At 67.7% G+C, this 17,361-nt stretch carries 10 protein-coding genes; all 10 read left to right on the top strand.

The features are described 5' to 3' along the window. Positions 1 to 15: 15 nt before the first annotated feature. The 10 genes from PG878_RS06635 to PG878_RS06590 all read left to right on the top strand — a co-directional run bounded on the left by PG878_RS06635 (position 16) and on the right by PG878_RS06590 (position 17,128). On the top strand, positions 16 to 2,988 hold the full coding sequence (locus PG878_RS06635) for a TonB-dependent receptor (RefSeq protein WP_209029648.1): 2,973 nt from the start codon (positions 16 to 18) through the stop codon (positions 2,986 to 2,988). 706 nt (positions 2,989 to 3,694) lie between these two features. Then, on the top strand, positions 3,695 to 5,620 hold the full coding sequence (locus tag PG878_RS06630; RefSeq protein WP_209029647.1) for a beta-galactosidase: 1,926 nt from the start codon (positions 3,695 to 3,697) through the stop codon (positions 5,618 to 5,620). Beyond that, entirely contained in the window at positions 5,617 to 6,993 is a 1,377-nt protein-coding gene (locus PG878_RS06625) for an APC family permease (RefSeq protein ID WP_209029861.1), read from the top strand. The genes PG878_RS06630 and PG878_RS06625 overlap by 4 nt, the downstream gene beginning before the upstream one ends. Then, on the top strand, positions 6,990 to 7,925 hold the full coding sequence (locus PG878_RS06620; RefSeq protein ID WP_209029646.1) for a carbohydrate kinase family protein: 936 nt from the start codon (positions 6,990 to 6,992) through the stop codon (positions 7,923 to 7,925). The genes PG878_RS06625 and PG878_RS06620 overlap by 4 nt, the downstream gene beginning before the upstream one ends. Next, positions 7,900 to 9,342, top strand: a complete 1,443-nt coding sequence (locus tag PG878_RS06615) for a 6-phospho-beta-glucosidase (protein WP_209029645.1) — start codon at positions 7,900 to 7,902, stop codon at positions 9,340 to 9,342. Before PG878_RS06620 ends, PG878_RS06615 begins: the two co-directional genes overlap by 26 nt. Before the next feature lie 170 nt (positions 9,343 to 9,512). Then, positions 9,513 to 10,952 carry a glycoside hydrolase family 125 protein gene (locus PG878_RS06610; protein WP_209029644.1) on the top strand — a complete coding sequence of 480 codons (1,440 nt, stop codon included), beginning with the start codon at positions 9,513 to 9,515 and terminating at the stop codon, positions 10,950 to 10,952. Positions 10,953 to 11,064: 112 nt separating this feature from the next. Further along, complete coding sequence (locus PG878_RS06605) at positions 11,065 to 13,407, top strand: GH92 family glycosyl hydrolase (RefSeq protein WP_209029643.1); 2,343 nt, start codon at positions 11,065 to 11,067, stop codon at positions 13,405 to 13,407. 116 nt (positions 13,408 to 13,523) lie between these two features. Next, positions 13,524 to 15,368: a glycoside hydrolase family 35 protein gene (locus tag PG878_RS06600; protein ID WP_209029642.1), complete on the top strand. Its 1,845-nt coding sequence runs from the start codon at positions 13,524 to 13,526 to the stop codon at positions 15,366 to 15,368. Between the two features lie 307 nt (positions 15,369 to 15,675). Beyond that, positions 15,676 to 16,362: a hypothetical protein gene (locus PG878_RS06595; RefSeq protein ID WP_209029641.1), complete on the top strand. Its 687-nt coding sequence runs from the start codon at positions 15,676 to 15,678 to the stop codon at positions 16,360 to 16,362. A gap of 67 nt (positions 16,363 to 16,429) precedes the next feature. Next, a complete protein-coding gene (locus PG878_RS06590; protein ID WP_209029640.1) occupies positions 16,430 to 17,128 on the top strand; it encodes a HEPN domain-containing protein in 699 nt (232 codons plus the stop codon). The last annotated feature ends 233 nt before the right edge of the window (positions 17,129 to 17,361 follow it).

Below are 17,361 nucleotides of genomic sequence, written 5' to 3'. Positions count from 1 at the left end.
TCAGCGAGGTGTCACGTGGCAACCCATCCGTATTGCAAGCGCAAGGCGCTGTGCGCCGCCATTCTGGCCATCACCGGCCTCGCCGCCACCGCACCTGCGCTGGCCGGCACCGTGCAGGGCGAACTCAAGGAGCGCAGCAGCGGCAAGCCCGCCGCGGACGCCAAGGTCGCCATCGCCGGCACCGCACTCAGCGCCGTCACCGACGCGCAGGGCCGCTTCGTCATCGCCGACGTGCCGGCCGGGCAGTACGCGCTGCAACTGGACTACCCCGGGTTCAGCGCCCCGGAAACCACCGTGCAGGTCGCCGACAGCGGCGCCGCCACGGTGTCGATCGCGCTGGACGAGGCCAAGCAGTTGCAGACCATCAGCGTGGCGGCCAACCGCTACGATGCCAGCACGCTGAAGATGAACTCCTCGAACACGGTGGACGTGCTCTCGGCCAACGACCTCGAGCACACCGCCGTGCACAACGTCGCCGAGGCGCTGGGCCTGATCGCCGGCATCAACATCACCTACAGCGGCTCGGGCTATTTCGGCGGCGTCGACGGCGCCGCCCGCGGCGAAGGCATGTTCGCCTCGGTGCGCGGCCTGCCCTCCGAATACAACGTCAACCTGATCGACGGCGTCACCGTCGCCCAGGGCATGCCGTACAGCCGCAGCGTGCAATTGAGCCTGCTGCCGCCCTCGGGCCTGCAGACCATCGTCGCCAACAAGACCTCCACCGCCGACATGGACGGCGACGCCATCGGCGGCACCCTGGATTTCCGCACGCCCACCGCCTACGACTACAAGGACGCCACCAGCGGCAGCGTCACCGTCAGCGGCCGCGTGGAAAGCCGCGCCCGCGATTACGGCGGCGACGGCCTCGGCGGCGGCCTGGCCGGCGAGTTCCAGCACAAGTTCGGCGACGAGCAGCAGTTCGGCTTCTACGCCAGCGCCTACTACGACTACCGCACCTCGACCAACAGCGAGGTGGCTGCGGCCACCAGCGCGCTCAACGACGGCTCCTGGAAATTCCTGCACGCCAATGCCGACGGCAGCAATGCCGCCGGCTACGCGCCGCAGGACAACCTGACCAGCACCGGCATGAATGTCGGCGTGGTCGCCGGCTGGGAGCGCCGCTACGGCGGCAATGCCGCCTTCGACTGGAACGTGGACGAGACCCTGTCGGTGTACGCGCGCGCCACCTACGCCTACGCCAAGACCGACCAGGGCACCACCTTCGTGCAGTTGCTGCCGCAGGACGTCAGCTTCGTGCCGAGCGCCACGCCCGGCGTGTATTCGCCCAACATCAACCGCATCGCCGCGCGCTTCTGGTACGAGACCAACCCGGAAATCGCCGACCTGGCCACGTTCCAGGTGGGCGCGCGCAAGACCGCCGGCAACTGGACGCTGTCGCCGAACCTGTTCTACAGCTTCGGCGACAACGACCGCCCCGACCACATCGAGATCGACGGGCGCGAGGACAAGTTCAGCCAGGCCAACTTCGCCTACTCCGGCAGCAGCCTGATGCAATACGGCAGCGGCGCCTTCCCCTATCCGCAGCTGACCCCGGCGCTGCTGGCGCAGGTCAACAACATCCCTTCGCTGTACGCCAGCAGCTACGGCGAATCAACCAAGATCTACTCCGGGCAGAAGAAGGGCGGCGCCAAGTTCGACGCACGCTACGACTTCAGCGACGGTGCGCTGACCGCGCTGCAGTTCGGCGTGAAGTACAGCAAGAGCAGCCGCCACTACAGCAACCGCGACTGGTGGACCGGCCCGGTGCCCGACGCCAGCACGCTCGGCGACCTGGGCATCTTCAACGGCGGCTACGCGGCGATCTTCCCCGGCAAGTACCACTGGGCCACGCCGCGGGTCAGCGAAGGCGCGGTGGCGCAAGTCATCGCCAACCACCTCACCGACGACGACCTGGACACCTGCGGCAGCGCGTTCTACGTCAACAACTGGAACTGCAACACGATGCGCGGCACCGAGGCGGTCAGCGCCGCCTACGCGATGGCCACCTTCAACGTCGGCAGCCTGGAGGTGGTGCCGGGCGTGCGCTTCGAGCACACCAGCATCCACAACACCTTCTGGACCACGCCCACCGACAGCGACGGCAACCAGCAGGTCGGCTACTTCGCCGCCAACAGCACGCACTACGACCAGCCGCTGCCGAGCGTGTTCCTGACCTGGCGCCCGGACAGCGCCACCACCTACCGCGCGGCGTTGTGGACCAGCTATACGCGGCCGGCGTTCGTGCAGTTGGGCGGCGGCACCCAGATCAACATCTCCAACGGCATCACCACCATCACCCAGGGCAACCCGGACCTGAAGGCGATCACCTCGACCAACCTGGATCTGTCCGGCGAGTGGGCGACCGACCACGGCGGGTTCTTCTCGGTGGCCGGGTTCTACAAGCGCCTGCACCACTACATCTACGATGCCGGTTCCGGCCAGGCCAATTCGGGCACCAGCGGCAGCGGCACGGTGTTCTACCAGATGCCGACCAACGGCGGCGACGGCCGCGTCTACGGCGTGGAGGTCAGCGCGCGGCAGCGCTTCCAGGATCTGCCGGCGCCGTTCGACGGGCTGGGCGTGAGCGCCAACGCCACGCGCCAGCATGCGCACGCCGATCTGGGCATGGTCGGCTTCGAGGACGAGCAGATGCAGTCGGCGCCGAATGCGATGGCCAATCTGGAGCTGTTCTACGAGCGCTCGAAGTTCTCGGTGAACCTTAGCTATCACTTCAGCAGTTCGTATCTGCTGAACTACGATTTCCTGCACCAGAACGCGCCGTGGGACGATCTGTGGGCGCGGCCGACGCGGCGGGTGGATCTGCATGCGGGCTATCGGTTCGACAACGGGGTGAATGTGGATCTGTCGATCTCCAATCTCACCAAGGAATACAGTTACTGGGGGCATGTGGGCCGGCACAATCTGGCGGTGTCGGACATCGTGGATGCCGGCATGATGACGTTGTTGACCGTCAAGTACGCGTTCTAGGGCGCGGCGGCGTGCGCACTGGGATGCCATCGCTCGGAGGTGCCACGCTTCTTGTGGGAGGGACTTCAGTCCCGACGGGCTTTACCGATGCGGCCTGGATCAGGCCGCATCGGCGGTCCACGCAAGCAGTGCGCGCCTCGCTTGTCGTAGGAGCGGCTTCAGCCGCGACAGGCCTTACCGACTCCACTTGGACCAAGCCTTTTGTGGGAGGGACTTCAGTCCCGACAGGCTTTACCGGTACTGCCTGGATCAGGCTGCATCGGAAGCCCGCTCAAGCAGCACGCGCCAGGGTTGTCGTAGGAGCGGCTTCAGCCGCGACAGGCTCCACCGACAAAGCCTGGACTATGGCTCTTGTGGGAGGGACTTCAGTCCCGACGAGCTTTACTAGGAATGTTGGAAAGCAAAAGCAACAGCTTTCGCCTGGCGGCGAGTCACTTTTCTTTGCTTGTGCAAAGAAAAGTAACCAAAAGAAAGCACACCCCGCCGCAGCGCCCGCTACGCGGGTTCGCTCCGCCGACGGGATTTTCGGACGGGGCATCCTGCCCCGGCCGAAAACGGCGCACATCCCTGTGCGCCGCCCCCCTACGGGGGGTTTTGCCCGCCAGCTCCGCCGCTGCGGAGGGGACCCTGGAAAGGCAAAAGCTGAAGAGCAACAGCAACACCTGAAGCAACAGCAACAACAGCAACGATCCTGCTGGAGCTGCCAATGAAACGCCGCGCCTTCTGCCGATTCGGCTTGCTGGCGCCGTTGGGCTTGGCGGCGATGCCGATGCTGCGCGCAGCGGTGCCAGCATCAGCGCCGGTGCCGGTGCCGGATGGACGGCAGCACACATTCGGTTTCGCCCATGGACGCTTCACGCTGGACGGGCAGCCCTGGCAGATCCGCAGTGGCGAGCTGCATCCGCTGCGGATCGCGAAGGCGGATTGGTTGCATCGCATCCGCATGGCCAAGGCGATGGGGCTGAACACCATCGCGCTCTATCTGATGTGGAATGCGCTGGAAACGGCGCCGGGGCAGTTCGATCTGGACAGCGACGAGCGCGACTTCGTCGGGTTCATCCGGCTGTGCCAGCAGGAGGGGTTGTGGGTCTACCTGCGCCCGGGTCCGTATGTCTGCGCGGAGTGGACGCTGGGCGGGTTGCCGCCGTATCTGCTGCGCGAGGCGAACATCCGCCTGCGCGATCGCCACGATGCGCGCTACATGGCGGCGGTGGAGCGCTACATCGGGGCGATCGCGCCGCGCATCGCGCCGTTGATGGCCAGCGCCGGTGGGCCGGTGCTGATGTTGCAGATCGAGAACGAATACTCGATGCACGGCAGCGATGTCGGCTATCTGCAGGCGCTGGCCGCGTTGTGGCGGGCGCATGGGGTCGACGGGCCGTTCTCGCTGGCCGAAGGGCTCAAGGATCTGCGGCGGCGCCAGGCCATGCTGCCCGGCGCCGCGCTGGGGCTGGATGGTCCCGATCTGCACGATCTGCAGGCGGCCACGGCCTTCGCCGGGCAGGCGCCGGTGTGGGTGTCCGAGGGCTACCCCGGCTGGCTCACGCACTGGGGCGAGCCGCAGTTCGCGCGCCGCGATTACGCGCCGCTGCTGCGCCGCATCGCCGCCGCCGGCTATTCGTTCAATCTGTACGTGGTGCATGGCGGCACCAACTTCGGCCTCAGCGCCGGCGCCAACGCCGAGGACGACGGCTCGCAGTTCCAGCCGGCAATCACTAGCTACGACTACGGCGCGCCGATCGACGAGGCCGGCCGCGCCACGCCGGCCTATTTCGCGCTGCGCAAGATCATCGCCGCGCAGGCCGACACGCCAACGCCGCCGCTACCGGCAGCACCGCGCCGCGCGCACTTCGACGCGGTGCAGGCCAGGCCCGTGGCCGCGCTGTGGGACAACCTCGGCCCCGCGCTGCAGACCGACACCCCCATCGACAACCAGCGCCTGCTTGGCCAGGACCAGGGCCTGGTGCTGTATCGGCGCCGGATCGGCGCGGGCCAGGCGCTGCACCTTGGGCAGGTCCACGACTACGCGGTAGTGCATGTGGACGCACGCGAGTTGGGCCACGTATCGCGGATGCGGCATCCGCGCCTGCACAGCGCGCTGCAGCTGCACCTGCCCGATGCAGCGCAGGACACGCGCAATCTGGACGTGCTGGTCGACAGCTTCGGTCACATCAACTTCGGCCCGGCGCTGGGCGATCGCAAGGGGCTGCTCGGTCCGGTGCGGCTCGATGGTCGAGACCTGCACGGCTGGGAGGTGCGCGGGCTGGCGCTGGACGCAGATCCGACACCGTCGCTGCGCCCGCTGCAGGCGCCGCCGCAGCGCCCGGGCCTGTTCTTCGCCACCGAGTTCACCCTCGACCAGCCCGGCGACGTGCATCTGGACATGCGCGACTGGCGCAAGGGCTATCTGTGGGTCAACGGGCGCCTGCTCGGGCGCTACTGGGACATCGGCCCGCAGCAATGCCTGTACTGCCCGGGCGCCTGGCTGCGCGCCGGCGCCAACCAGGTGCTGATCCTGGATCTGCATCGGCTGCAGCCGGGCCTGGTGCGGTGCGCCGACGGTCTCGTCCCCGCGCCTGCGATGCAGGCCGTCGCTTCCCTTCCCTCCCCGCAGGATCGCGCATGCACATGACATCGCTCGCCGCACCCGTCGCGTCCTCCCCGTCCACCGCTGACCAGGGCGCGCCGCCGCGCACGCTGGGGTTCTGGAGCGCGCTGTCGGCCAACCTGCTCAACATGATCGGGATCGGCCCGTTCATCACCATCCCGCTGGCGCTGTCGGCGCTGGCCGGGCCGGCGGTGCTGCTGGGCTGGGTGGTCGGCGCGCTGCTGTGCCTGTGCGACGGCCTGGTGTGGGCCGAACTGGGCTCGGCGATCCCGCGCTCGGGCGGGCCGTACCACTACCTGCGCGAGGCCTATGGCCGCGACCGCGCCGGGCGCCTGTTCGGCTTCCTGTACCTGTGGCAGACGCTGCTGACCGCGCCGCTGTCGGTGGCCGCGGCCGCGGTCGGCTGCGCGCAGTACCTGGCCTACCTGATGCCCGGGCTGAGCCACACCGCGCTCACCGGCATCGCCATGGCGCTGTGCCTGTTCAACACCGCGCTGCTGTATCGGCAGGTGCGCTCGGTGCAGTTGCTGTCGCTGCTGGTCAGCGCGGTGGTGATCGCCGCCTGCGTGTGGATCGTGCTCAGCGGCGCGCTGCATTTCGACATGGCGCTGGCGCGCGAGTTCCTGCAGGCGCGGCCGGCCTCGCCGCACGGCTTCTGGCTGGGCTTCGGCGCGGTGGCGCTGATCGCGGTGTACGACTACGGCGGCTACAACAACGTGTGCATGCTCGGCGGCGAGATCCGCAAGCCGCGCCGCACGATTCCGCGTGCGGTGCTGTGGTCGATCCCGATCGTGGCGGTGCTGTACCTGGGCTTGAACGTGACCCTGCTCGGCGTGCTGCCGTGGCAGCAGGCGGCGCAGTCCAAGGCGGTGGTCGCCGACTTCATGCAGGCCATCTATGGCCCGGTTGGCAGCACCGTGGCGGTGGCGCTGATCGTGCTCGCCAGTTGGGGTTCGGCGCTGGTGGTGCTGCTCGGCTATTCGCGGGTGCCGTATGCGGCGGCGGCGTCGGGCCAGTTCTTCGGCGTGTTCGCGCGACTGCACCCGCGTGGGCGCTTCCCCACCGTGTCGCTGCTGTTCGTCGGCATCACCTCGGCGCTGGCCTGCCCGCTGTCGCTGGACGACCTGATCGCCACGCTGATGATCATCCAGATCCTGTTCCAGTTCCTGGCGCAATGCCTGGCGGTGGTGCTGCTGCGGCGGCAGCCGCGGCGCCGCGCGCGTTTCGCCATGCCGCTGTATCCGTGGCCGCTGCTGATCAGCGTCTGCGGCTGGCTGGCGCTGCTGGCCACCAGCCCGCTGCCGCGGTTGCTGGCGGCGGTGCTGGCGCTGTGCGCGGGCACCGCGCTCTATCTCATCCAGGCCAAACGCGAGGCAGCATGGCCCTTCCAGCAATGAAAACCCATGACGTCGCGGTGGTCGGCGAGGTCTACCTCGACCACATCTTCAGCGGCTTCAGCACCTGGCCCGGGCCGGGCGAGGAAGCGATGGCGCGGCACTACCATCGCGATCTCGGCGGCGGCACCGTCAATACCGCCTGCGGGCTGGCGCGGCTCGGGCGCACGGTCACGCTGATCGGCGCGATCGGCGCCAGCGACCGTGACTGGTTCGCGCAGCGCCTGGGCGCCTTCGGCGTCGGCACCGAAGGCCTGATCGACCACCCCGCCGGCACCGGCGTCACTGCCAGCGTGTCGCTGCACGACGACCGTTCGTTCTTCACCTACCCCGGCGCCAATGCCGCGCTGGAACCGCTGCTGGGCAGCGCGGCCGCGCTGGAGGCGATGTGCGCCGCGCGCCATGTGCACTTCGCCCTGCCGCTGCCGGCGACGCTGGCGCGCACGCTGCTGCCGGCGTTGCGCGCGGCCGGCTGCAGCACCTCGCTGGACGTGGGCTTCAACCCGGCCTGGCTGGCCGATCCGGACAACCACGCCACCTGCCGCGCGGTCGATCACTTCCTGCCGAACCAGAAGGAGGCGGCGCTGGCCGGTTGCGCCGGCGACGACGCCGCGTCCTGCGGCGCCTGGGCGCAGGCGCTGGGCCTGGCGCAGGTGACGATCAAGCTCGGTGGCGCCGGCGCCTGCGTGGTGGATGCGGCCGGCGCGCGTCTGGTCGCAGCGCCCGTTGTCGCCGTGCAGGACACCACCGGCGCCGGCGACGCCTTCGATGCCGGCTTCATCGATGCGCTGCTGGACCACCTTTCCCTCGATGCCTGCGCGCAGCGCGGCTGCCTGTGCGGCGCCGCCTGCTGCACCGCGCTCGGCGCGCTCGACGGCCTTCCCGATCCCCCACGTCTCAGGAGTCTCCATGAGCAGTTCCTTTCCCAACCGTAAGCTCGCCCTGATCGGCGGCGGCGGCGTGCGCGCGCCGCTGGTGGTCTACGGCGTCAACGATGCCGCCGAAGCGCTCGGCGCGCGCGAGATCGTGCTCTACGATCCGGACCAGGAGCGGCTGGCGCTGATGGTCGCGCTCGGCCGCGCGGTGGTGGCCGAGTTCGGCGGCGACCTGCAGGTCAACGCGGCCAGCTCGGCGGAAGCGGCGATCGACGGCGCGCACTTCGTGCTCAACAGCATCCGCATCGGCGGCATCCGCCAGCGTGCCGCCGACGAGCACACCATCATCCGCCACGGCTACGCCGGGCAGGAGACCACCGGCCCCGGCGGCGTCGCCAAGGCGCTGCGCACGGTGCCGGTGGCGATCGAGCAGGCGCGGATGGTGGAGCGGCTCAGCCCCGACGCCTGGCTGGTCAGCTTCACCAACCCGGCCGGGCTGATCACCCAGGCCATCAGCCGCCACACCCGCGCGCGCGTGGTCGGCATCTGCGACACGCCGGTGGAACTGTTCCACAACATCGCCCGCGCGCTCGGCGAGCCGCCGGCGGACGTGGACTGCGAATACGTCGGCCTCAACCACCTGGGCTGGATCCGCGCGGTGCGCGTGCGCGGCGAGGACGTGCTCGACCGCATCCTGGCCGACGACGCGATCCTGCGCCAGCTGTACCTGGCGCCGCTGTTCGACTTCGACATGCTGCGCACGCTGCGCCTGATCCCCACCGAGTACCTGTACTTCTACTACGAGCGCAGCCGCGCCCTGGAGAACCAGCGCACCAGCGGCGCCAGCCGCGGCAGCGAGATCGAACGGCTCAACCATACCCTGATCGCCGACCTGCGCAGCCGCCTCAACGCCGGCGACGGCAGCGGCGCGGTGCAGACCTACGCCGCCTACCTGCAGCAGCGCTCCGGCTCGTACATGCGGCTGGAGGCCGAGGCCGGCTCGGCCTTCGCCGACGACCTTGCGCCGCAGCCGGACCCGTTCCGCGCCAGCACCGGCTATCACCGCATCGCCGTGGACGTGATGAGCGCGCTGACCGGCGCGCTGCCGGGCCGGCACGTGGTCAACGTGCGCAACCAGGGCTGCATGCCGGAACTGGCCGACGACGACATCGTCGAGATCTCCTCCACCATCGAGCGCGACCGCATCACCCCGCTGCCGGCGCGGCCGATGCCCGAGGCGATCCAGGGCCTGGTGCGCACGGTCAAGGCCTACGAGCACGCCGCCATCGACGCCGCGCTCAGCGGCAGCCACCTGGACGCCTGCAAGGCGATGCTGATCCACCCGGCCATCGGCGAGTGGAGCCCGTCGCGGCGGCTGCTGGAGGCCTTGTTCGGCCATGCCGGCAACGGCGACGACGACGGCGAGTGCGTGTGCTCGGGACCGATGCACTGGCACGGCCCGCACCACCATCCGTGAGCGGCCCGGTTGTGCAGTCGCAGGATGCATCGGACGGCCACACGTTGTAAGGTCGTCGCAAATTGGTCCGTTATAGGTACCATCAACCTGCCCTCCCGGCCGCGGCCGGCACCTCCCCGGTGCCGGCCCGCGCCGGGAGGGTTCGTCGATTCCACGGAGCGTTCCAGGCCATGCCCACCCGCCGCGACATCCTCCACTTCCTCGGCGCCAGCGCCGGCGCCGCGCTGCTGAGCGGGGCGCTGCCGGCCGCCGCCGCGGCATCGGCCTCCGCCGCGCTGCCCAGCAAGCGGCCGCCGCCGGGCAAGCGCCGCTTCGTCAGCGCCGCGGTCGAGCGTCAGTTGCGCACGGTCAAGGCCGGCATCGGCGATCCGCGCCTGGCCTGGCTGTTCGAGAACTGCTACGCCAACACCCTCGACACCACCGTCGAGACCGGCACCCGCAACGGCAAGCCGGACACCTTCGTCATTACCGGCGACATCGAGGCGATGTGGCTGCGCGACTCCTCCGCGCAGGTGCACCCCTACGTGCCGCTGGCCAAGCGCGACCCGGCGCTGCGGCGCATGTTCCATGGGCTGATCCAGCGCCAGGCCGCCTGCATCCGCCTGGACCCCTACGCCAACGCGTTCCTGCCCGACGGCACCAGCCAGCGCCTGAAGTGGTCGGTGGCCGACATCACCGAGATGAAGCCCGGCGTCGGCGAACGCAAATGGGAAGTGGACTCGCTGTGCTACCCGATCCGCCTGGCGCACGAGTACTGGCGCGCCAGCGGCGATGCCGCGCCGTTCGACGACGACTGGCGCGAGGCGATGCACGTGGTGGTGCGCACCTTCCGCGAGCAGCAGCGCCTGCACGGCCGCGGCCCGTACAGTTTCCAGCGGCCCTCGCCGCTGGCCACCGAGACCCTGGTGCTGGACGGCTACGGGCAGCCGACCCGGCCCAACGGCATGATCCACTCGATGTTCCGCCCGTCCGACGACGCCTGCCTGTACCCGCTGTTCGTCCCCGCCAACCTGTTCGCGGTGACCTCGCTGCGGCAACTGGCGACGATGAGCGAGGCGCTGCATCACGACGCCGCCTTCGCCGGCGAGTGCCGCGCGCTGGCCGACCAGGTCGAGACCGCCACGCGTCAGTTCGGGCAGATGCGCGACGCCGACGGCCAGCCGTTCTGGGCCTATGAGGTGGACGGCTACGGCAACCAGTTGTTCATCGACGACGCCAACGCCCCCGGCCTGTTGAGCCTGGCCTACCTGGGCTGCTGCGATCGCCGCGATCCGGTGTTCCTGCGCACCCGGCAACTGGCCTGGAGCGAGCGCAACCCGTACTTCTCTCGCGGCAGCGCGGCCGAAGGCGTGGGCAGCCCGCACAGCGGCCTGGGCACGATCTGGCCGATGTCGCTGATGCAGTACGCGCTGGCCAGCGACGACGACGCGCAGATCCGCCAGTGCCTGCTGTGGCTCAAGACCACCGACGCCGGCACCGGCTTCATGCACGAAGCCTTCGACAAGGACAACCCGAGCACCTTCACCCGCGACTGGTTCGCCTGGGCCAACACCTTGTTCGGCGAACTGATCATCGACCTGCATCAGCGCAAGCCGCACCTGCTGTCGTAGGAGCGGCTTCAGCCGCGACCGGGCGTTACCGGTAATGCCCCATCGCGGCTGAAGCCGCTCCTACAAAAAACCACACCCCCACCGCACCGCCGCACACCCCGAGGACAGCACCATGGCCACACGACGCGGTTTCCTGCAGGGCGCCATCGCCCTGGCCCTGTTCGGCAGCAGCGGCATCGCGCGCCTGGCGCAGGCACGCGCCGGCAGCTACGCGCTGCCGGCCGATGCGCGCGCCAAGGCCGAGCTCACCCGCAACGTCGACGTGTTCATCGGCACCGGCGGCCACGGCCACACCTTCCCCGGCGCCACGCTGCCGTTCGGCATGGTGCAGCTGAGCCCGGACACCTACAACGCCGACTGGGACGCCTGCTCCGGCTACCACGCCGACGACAGCTCGATCATGGGCTTCTCGCACACCCACCTGTCCGGCACCGGCGTCGGCGACATGCTCGACTTCCTGGTGGTGCCGGCCACCGGCCCGGTGAAGCTGCAGCCCGGCACGCGCGAGCACCCCGAGACCGGCTACCGCTCGCGCTACGACCATGCCGACGAAGCCGCCTCGCCCGGCTATTACCGCGTGCGCCTGAAGGACAGCGGCGTGAATGCCGAGCTCACCGCCACCGCGCGCGCCGGCCTGCATCGCTATCACTTCCCCAAGGGCAAGCCGGCGCACCTGCTGCTGGACCTGTGCCACGGCATGCAGGACAAGCCGGAGATTCCCGCCCGCGTCGAGGACGCAAGCCTGCGCCTGGTCGACGCGCAGACCGTCACCGGCGGCCGCCGCGTCTACCAGTGGGCCAAGGGCCGCTACATCTATTTCGCGATGCGCCTGTCGCGGCCGTTCGCCAGCGCGCAGTTGTACGCCGACGACCAGCCGCTGGCCGCGAGCGCGCGCAGCGCCGACGGCAACCGGCTGAAACTGGCCCTGCACTACCCCGATGCCGCCGAGGCGCCGCTGCTGGTGAAGGTCGGCATTTCCGCGGTCAGCGCCGAGAACGCCCTGGCCAACCTCGACGCGGAACTGCCCGACTTCGACTTCGCCCGCGTGCACGCCGCCGCCGTGGCCGAATGGGAGAAGGAACTGGGGCGGGTGCGCATCGACAGCGACGACGAAGCGCAGCGCCGCATCTTCTACACCGCGCTGTACCACAGCCTGATCGCACCGACCCTGTTCAGCGACACCGACGGCCGCTACCGCGGCATGGACCTGCAGGTGCACCAGGCGCCGGCCGGCTACCACAACTACAGCACCTACTCGCTGTGGGACACCTACCGCGCCCTGCATCCCTTGCTGACCCTGGTGCAGCCCGAGCGCGTGCCCGACCTGGTGCAGTGCCTGGTGCGCGGCGCCCACGAATCGCCGCAAGGCGTCGGCATCTGGCCGCTGCAGGGCGTGGAGACCGACTGCATGATCGGCTACCACTCCGCCGTGGTGCTGGCCGAAGCGCATGCCAAGGGCTTCACCGGCATCGACTGGAAAGCCGCGTACCCTGCCTGGCGCAAGCGCGCGATGGACGACGACGTGCACGGCCTGGCGCTGTACCGGCAGATGGGCTACATCCCCTGCGACAAGGTCGACGAATCGGTCAGCCGCACCCTGGAATTCGCCTACGACGACTGGGCGGTGGCGCACCTGGCGCAGGCGGTCGGCGCTGCCGACGACGCCAAGCACCTGCGCGAACGCTCGCGCCAGTACCGCAACGTGTTCAACCGCGAGAGCAAGTTCGTGCAGCCGCGGCTGAGCGACGGCCAGTGGGCCACCCCGTTCGATCCGCGCGCGATGGGCCACAGCGCGCAGTGGCGCGACTTCACCGAGTCCAACGCCTGGCAGGCCACCTTCCTCAACCAGCACGACCTGTACGGCTACATGGACCTGTTCGGCGGCCGCGACAACTTCGTCGCCAAGCTCGACGAACTGTTCACCACCAGCTCCGAACTGCCGGCGGACGCACCGCCGGACATCGACGGCATGGTCGGCCAGTACGCGCACGGCAACGAACCCAGCCACCACGTCGCCTACCTCTACGCCTACGCCGGGCAGCCGTACAAGACCCAGGCGATGGTGCGGCGGCTGCTGCGCGAGCAGTACCACGACGCGCGCAACGGCCTGTCCGGCAACGAAGACTGCGGGCAGATGAGCGCCTGGTTCGTGCTCAGCGCACTGGGCCTGTACGCGGTGGACCCGGTCAGCGCCAACTACGTGCTGGGCAGCCCGCTGTTCAAGCGCGCGGAACTGGACGTGGGCAACGGCCGCACCCTGCGCATCGTCGCCCACGGTAACAGCGCGACCAACGTCTACATCCAACGTGCACGCTGGAACGGCAAGCCCTACACCCGCAGCTGGCTGCGCCATGCCGACCTCGCCGCCGGCGGCACGCTGGAGCTGGAGATGGGTCCGAAGCCCAACACCGCCTTCGGTGCGGGCAAGGACGATCTGCCACCGTCCTTTAGCTGATCCTCGCGTCTCGTAGGAGCGGCTTCAGCCGCGACCGGACCTTCCCGGGAACCCGGTCGCGGCTGAAGCCGCCCCTACAGGTAAAGCCCGAACCCGCTACCGGAAGAAACCCCCACATGCTGCGTCGCACCCTGTCCGCCCTTGCCCTGTCGCTCCTGCTGTCGCTCCCGGCAGCCGCGCAGCCGACACACACCACCGCCTGGCCCGCCTTCGCCACCCAGGGCGATCACTTCATCCGCGACGGCAAGCCGTACCAGGTCATTTCCGGCGCCATCCATTTCCAGCGCATCCCGCGCGCCTACTGGAAGGACCGCCTGCAGAAAGCGCGCGCGATGGGCCTGAACACGGTGGAGACCTACGTGTTCTGGAACCTGGTGGAACCGCGGCCGGGCCAGTTCGACTTCAGCGGCAACAACGACATCGCCGCCTTCGTCGACGAAGCCGCCGCGCAAGGCCTCAACGTGATCCTGCGCCCCGGCCCCTACGTGTGCGCCGAGTGGGAAGCCGGCGGCTATCCCGCGTGGCTGTTCGCCGAGCCCGGCATGCGCGTGCGCAGCCAGGACCCGCGCTTCCTCGCCGCCAGCCAGGCCTACCTCGACGCGCTCGCCGCCCAGGTCAAACCCCGGCTCAACGGCAACGGCGGCCCGATCGTCGCCGTGCAGGTGGAGAACGAATACGGCTCCTACGGCGACGACCACGCCTACATGCGCCGCAACCGCGCCATGTTCGTCCACGCCGGCTTCGACAAGGCGCTGCTGTTCACCGCCGACGGCCCCGACGTACTCGCCAACGGCACCCTGCCCGACACCCTGGCCGTGGTGAACTTCGCCCCCGGCGACGCCAAGAACGCCTTCGAGACCCTGGCCAAGTTCCGCCCCGGGCAACCGCAGATGGTCGGCGAATACTGGGCCGGCTGGTTCGACCAGTGGGGCGAGAAGCACGCGGCCACCGATGCCACCAAACAGGCCAGCGAATTCGAATGGATCCTGCGCCAGGGCCATTCCGCGAACCTCTACATGTTCGTCGGCGGCACCAGCTTCGGCTTCATGAATGGCGCCAACTTCCAGAAGAACCCCAGCGACCACTACGCCCCGCAGACCACCAGCTACGACTACGACGCCGTGCTCGACGAAGCCGGCCGCCCCACCCCCAAGTTCACCCTGTTCCGCGACGCCATCCAGCGCGTCACCGGCATCGCCCCGCCGGCGCTGCCCAAGCCGATCCGCTTCGCCGAACTCCCCGTCACGCCGCTGCGCGAATCCGCCTCGCTCTGGGACAACCTGCCCGCCCCGGCCGCCACCACCGACACCCCGCAGCCGATGGAGCGGTACGGCCAGGCCTACGGCTACATCCTCTACCGCACCACCGTCACCGGCCCGCGCAAGGGCAGCCTGTACCTGGGCGAAGTGCGCGACTACGCCCGTGTCTACGTCGACCGAAAGCTGGCCGGCAGCGCCGAGCGCCGCCTGCAGCAAGTGGCGGTGGACGTGGACATCCCCGCCGGCTCCCACACCCTCGATGTGCTGGTGGAGAACACCGGCCGCATCAACTACGGCGCCCACCTCCCCGACGGCCACGCCGGCCTGGTCGACCCCGTGCTGCTCGATGGCAAGCCCCTCACCGGCTGGCAGACCTTCCCCCTGCCGATGGACGACCCGAGCAAGCTCACCGGCTGGACCACCGCCAAGGTCGACGGCCCCGCCTTCCACCGCGGCACGCTGAAGATCGGCACGCCTGCCGACACGTTCCTGGACATGCAGGCCTTCGGCAAAGGCTTCGCCTGGGCCAATGGCCACAACCTGGGAAGGCACTGGAAGATTGGGCCGCAGCGGGCGTTGTATTTTCCGGCGCCTTGGCAGCGGAAGGGCGATAACAGCGTGATTGTGTTTGATTTGGATAACGCGGCGGATGCGAGCGTGCGTGGGGTGAAGGCGCAGATTTGGAGTACGCCCAGTAACTGACTTATCCGCAGAACATGCCGTCCAGCAAATCCGGATGACGCGAGATCAAACAACTTGTCTACAAATTAAGGCCGCCGGCGGTTCGCCAAGCGGCCTTTAACTTGTGACGACCGTCAACAAGTGATAGCGTCGGCCTTATGCGGGAACGCACTAGGAAGTGGCCGCGGGGCTAGATGCAGGGATTATGCGACAGCGGGAATGGCGAAAGATCGAGTTTTGGATGCGTACCACCCCGAAAGGTAGCGGCATGTCTGCGCTACACACCTGTTTTACACACCATTTTGTAGCCGAATAGTAGTTAGCCCGCATGACAAGATCGCTATCGGCAGTCGGAATCATCCTTACTCTCGTATACATCATCGGCCTTTGCCTTTTCTTCGAAGGGCGCGTTGCGGAGATCCGGGGTTTGGCGCCGAACAATGTCGGCGATTTTCTCGCCGGCGTATTCGGCCCAGTCGCTATTCTTTGGCTGATCCTTGGGTATTTTCAGCAGGGAGTAGAACTCAAGCAGAACACTAGAGCTCTTGAGCTTCAAGCCGAAGAACTTCGCAACTCGGTGGAACAGCAACGGGAGCTGGTCGAGATAACGCGTCGGCAGGTTGATGCGGAGCTAAGCGCCCTACATGCAGAACAGCAGCGGCAACGCGAGGCCGCTCAGCCCAAGTTCGTATTTCACGGCGCCGGCGGCATCATCAGCGGCGGCAAGGCAACCTACACATCTACTGTTAAGAACTTAGGCAATACGGCTACGGAGGTCACGATTTCACCGGGCATCCAGTTGCGCTCGCACTCTTTCGGCAAGATTTTCTCGTGGAGCCGAAACGAAGAGCGTCGGTTCGAGTGGTCATACCTTACAAACCTTGCGGAAGAGCCGATGCAACTTACCGTATCGTACGTGGATGCAACTGGAGTGCCTGGCACCCAAGCTTTTCAAGTCACGCCCAATCTCGCTCGCGACCACCACATGGTCGAGATCATGCCGATAGCGGGCTAACAATTCGTCCAAGCCGACGCCGCTTCGCGGCGCGGCTTAACTGAAGTGCTAGGCCTCAGGATCCATTATGCCGATATCTGAAAGCAACAAGCACACTCTCCTGCTGATTGAAAACGTTCGTGAAGCGCGCCGCTTGCGCTCACTTGCAAGTCGTGCCGACCAAGCTAGCGTGGTCTCCAGCCACGACTCAGAAGTCCTGTGCAAAAGCAGCGTGGTTCTGCTGGTCGCGTGCTGGGAGGCCTTCGTGGAAGACCTCACTAACCACTCGCTTGATTACCTAGTGGCAAACACACCGAATCCTCAGGGACTGCCGAAGATCGTCCTAGAGCGCGTTGGATCAACACACGCCGGAATCAAAGCCTGGGACTTAGCAGGCGATGGTTGGAAGCGTGCGCTCCGCGACAATCTTCAGACAGTACTAGCTACAACGACCGGCAAGTTCAACACGCCGCGCACTGGGCAAGTTGATGAGCTGTTTAAGAAGACTCTCGGCTTAGAAAGCATCTCCCGCGAATGGACCTGGGACGGCACAACGCAAGAAGAAGCCTGTGCTGCCCTCGATGACCTAATTGCGCTTCGTGGCGCCATTGCTCACAGAGTAAAGACTGCCAACGAAGTGAGCGTCGAAGACGCACTCAATGCCGAGCGCCTTGTGTACAACCTCGCCGTCCGTTCTCACAACGCAGTCGTGGACTTCTTGAAGCAGCAAGTAGGCTCTAGCCCCTGGAAAAGACTTTCATATCGTAAGAAGGATGCGGAGGCCTAACAATTCCTCCAAGCCGATGCCGCTTCGCGGTGTGAATAGAACTGGGTCAGGTTGACCTCCCAAGTGGAAACACGGCTTAAGCAAGACCAAGTGCTTCAGAGACTTCAGGCCCGCATGCCACCCGCACAAGGGATCCAACTCAATCGATAAGTGAACCTGCCCCCGCCAGCCGGACTCCTTTATAGAGCCAACGATATGACCATTGTATATGTCGCCCGCTACAACCAGGCCAA

The sequence above is a fragment of the Xanthomonas hawaiiensis genome (genome assembly GCF_031834635.1).
Taxonomy (GTDB): domain Bacteria; phylum Pseudomonadota; class Gammaproteobacteria; order Xanthomonadales; family Xanthomonadaceae; genus Xanthomonas_A; species Xanthomonas_A sacchari.
Note: the sequence above shows the minus strand (reverse complement) of the source record. Positions and strands in the feature narration are given on the sequence as shown.